Source organism: Leptospira mayottensis 200901116 (genome assembly GCF_000306675.2).
Classification (GTDB): Bacteria; Spirochaetota; Leptospiria; order Leptospirales; family Leptospiraceae; genus Leptospira; species Leptospira mayottensis.
The window spans coordinates 2,797,501-2,800,000 of the sequence record NZ_CP024871.1 but is presented as its reverse complement, the minus strand read 5'-3'; the positions used below and the strand labels follow the sequence as shown (position 1 = coordinate 2,800,000).

At 38.3% G+C, this 2,500-nt stretch carries 3 protein-coding genes (2 of these 3 running past the window's edge); 1 reads left to right on the top strand and 2 read right to left on the bottom strand.

Annotated elements, in window-relative coordinates; translation table 11 throughout:
- Positions 1-621, top strand: the final stretch of a protein-coding gene (locus tag LEP1GSC190_RS12740; protein WP_174232267.1) for a glycosyl hydrolase family 18 protein. The gene continues 738 nt to the left of window position 1, outside the view; 621 of the gene's 1,359 nt are visible here — the last part of the coding sequence; its start codon lies off the left edge, out of view; it ends in the stop codon at positions 619-621.
- Positions 622-869: 248 nt separating this feature from the next.
- Here the strand turns inward: LEP1GSC190_RS12740 and LEP1GSC190_RS12735 are convergent, their stop codons facing one another.
- Both LEP1GSC190_RS12735 and LEP1GSC190_RS12730 read right to left on the bottom strand, forming a co-directional pair.
- Entirely contained in the window at positions 870-1,241 is a 372-nt protein-coding gene (locus LEP1GSC190_RS12735; RefSeq protein ID WP_002745180.1) for a hypothetical protein, read from the bottom strand.
- An 18-nt stretch (positions 1,242-1,259) separates the two neighbouring features.
- On the bottom strand, positions 1,260-2,500 hold the 3' portion of the coding sequence (locus LEP1GSC190_RS12730) for an APC family permease (RefSeq protein WP_237578383.1). 166 nt of this gene lie beyond the right edge of the window; only the last 1,241 of its 1,407 coding nucleotides appear in the window; its start codon lies beyond the right edge, outside the window — the gene reads right to left on this strand; the stop codon is at positions 1,260-1,262.

Here is a 2,500-nt window from a genome sequence, read left to right as displayed (position 1 = left end):
GCTTATAGAGGACAACTTTCTCATGACTATGAATTTTTGGGAAAGGTGGCCGATAAGGTCAAAATCATGGCCTACGAATTGCATCCTAGGAAAAACGCCTTTCCTGGACCGGGCCCTCAGGCGCCGTCCTGGTGGATTGAGAGAATATTAGAATATTCTACACAAAAAATTCCTAATTCAAAATTATATATGGCCATTCCGACTTACGGATATGATTGGTCGCTGAACTGCGATATTCCTTCCAAAGCGGTATTCTATTCCAGAACACAATATATTAAAATGAATTGGAATCCAAGATCCGAAGAGCCGACTGATGTATCTAAAATTTTCAAGGAAGCGAAAAAATCCGGAGATTGGATTTATCTACGACCGTATTTATACCGGCACGAAGGGCGGGTTTATGACGATCCTTCTCTTTGGTATACTCTGGGAGGTTGCGATCGAGTCGCCTTTTATATGAACAGACGGTCCTTCGAAACGAAAATGAATCTATTAAAGAAGCATAAAATTCGAGGTTTTTCTTTTTGGCAACTGATTCAGGATAATGATCCCGAAATTCATTCTTATCTGAAAACAATGGTCGAAAATAAACGCGAAGATCGGAAAGCTTCCTTCTTTTAAAAAGATCGACATCTAGTAATGGGGATCCGGCTTCTAACGTGAGATCAACGTAAATGAGTGGGATGAGAAGTTCTTATTTATAAAAAAGATGATTCTGATTTTCTTATGTGTTTCTTGGGAATTGAATTTAGAGTTTGTCCCAGGGTCTTAGAATGCGAAGAGTTTAATAATAAAAAAATCCGTTAGAAAGTTCATATTTAGTTTATAATTTCTTAATGGACGGTTGAGGACAACGTTTCTGTAGGGCGTTATTTTTTACGGCGAATTTTTCTGCCGTAAATCCAGCCTATAATAAGAAGAGGATATCCGAGCATAGCTACTATGCCTACATAAAAGTTGGAATGATTTTCGGAAACGCTAGGAATTTGCAAAATCAAACCGGCTAACAAAAGAATAATGTGAATTTCGGTATATTTTGAGTTTTGTACAAAGAGATAATTTCCGAGACCGCAACCTGAGATAAATGCAGACAGCCCGAAAAAGATCCCAATTTTTCCCAAGATCAAGAACAGGCTTTGTGGTAAGAATAGAATCGGAGACAGAAAAATCTTACAACTTAAAAGGAGGATCGAAATGATTCCTAAAGCGGAATGAAGTTTGAGTTGATACTTCGACTTCAAGGAGAGAGGTCGCTTGGATTACGGCTCTCCGCTGGCAACGGGAACCGGTTCGTTTTCAGGAAGAAGGCTGGTTGCCAAGAGTTCTGAGGATTCCGAACCGAGGGGAATGGAGACTTTTGCTGAAGATGTTTGTGTCGCTTTAAAGTAGTAGTACATAGGAACGGAAAGCAGAGTGAATCCGATTCCCCAAAACGTTTCGGTAGGTTTGTTCCAGAGTAAAGTTGCTATAATTCCGACGTTGGAAGCGATGTAAAGATAAGTTGTATAAGGATATCCTGGAATTCTAAACTTCAATTTGTAGTGTTTTTTTTCAAAAAGAATAGGTGTGTAAGAAGTAATCGTTGCGAGAAGTAAAGTGGAACAAGTGATTAAATAAAGAAGACTTTCAATTTCTTTCACGAAACAGAATAAACAAGCGTATCCGCATTGGAAAAGAAGGGACATGTAAGGACTTTTATGCTTAGAATGTAGTTTGGCCATATTTGAAAAAAAGAATCCGTCTCTTGCCATCGCAAAATAAATTCTTGAACCTCCGATGATGTAAGCGGAAATCGATCCGAGGAACGCCCAGCAAATAAATGCGGTAATAAAAATTGTTGCTTTCGATCCAAATAAAAAAGAAGATGCGGTGATTCCGATTTTATCTCCCGATAATTCGGAAATAGGCGCGGAACTTAAAAAGAGAAAGTTGATGAGAATATACAGAATGGTGACTAACGCGCAGGAATACAAAACGGCTTTGTAGATATTCTTGTCCGGATCTTTGACTTCTTCGGCTACATAAGTGATCATATTCCAGCCCAAATACGAATACGTTACGGGAATTACTCCTGCAAGTAAAAGTTCCATTCCTCCTAAGCCCGATGGTAATAGAGAGAAGGACTGAAAACGAGACGTATCGTAATTTCCGATGATGAATCCCAAAATTACAAAACTTACTAAACCCAGAATTTTTACACTTGTGAATAAGTTCTGAATTCTGGAAGCCGTCGAAATTCCAAAGAAGTTTATGATCGTAAAAAGAAGAATGGCACACATTGCTAAGATTTGAGCATTTCCGATTGAGATGGTGAGTCCTAAGAACGGAAAATCAAAAAAGTAAATGTCCCAAGAAGGATTAAACAAAGAAAAAAATGATTTAGAAAATGCTAATGCAGATAAGGATATTGAAGCAGAAAAGTTAATCGAAAGAGAAAGCCATCCACTGGCAAATGCTACGATCGGTGAATATGCTTCTTTAAGATAAACGTAATCTCCTC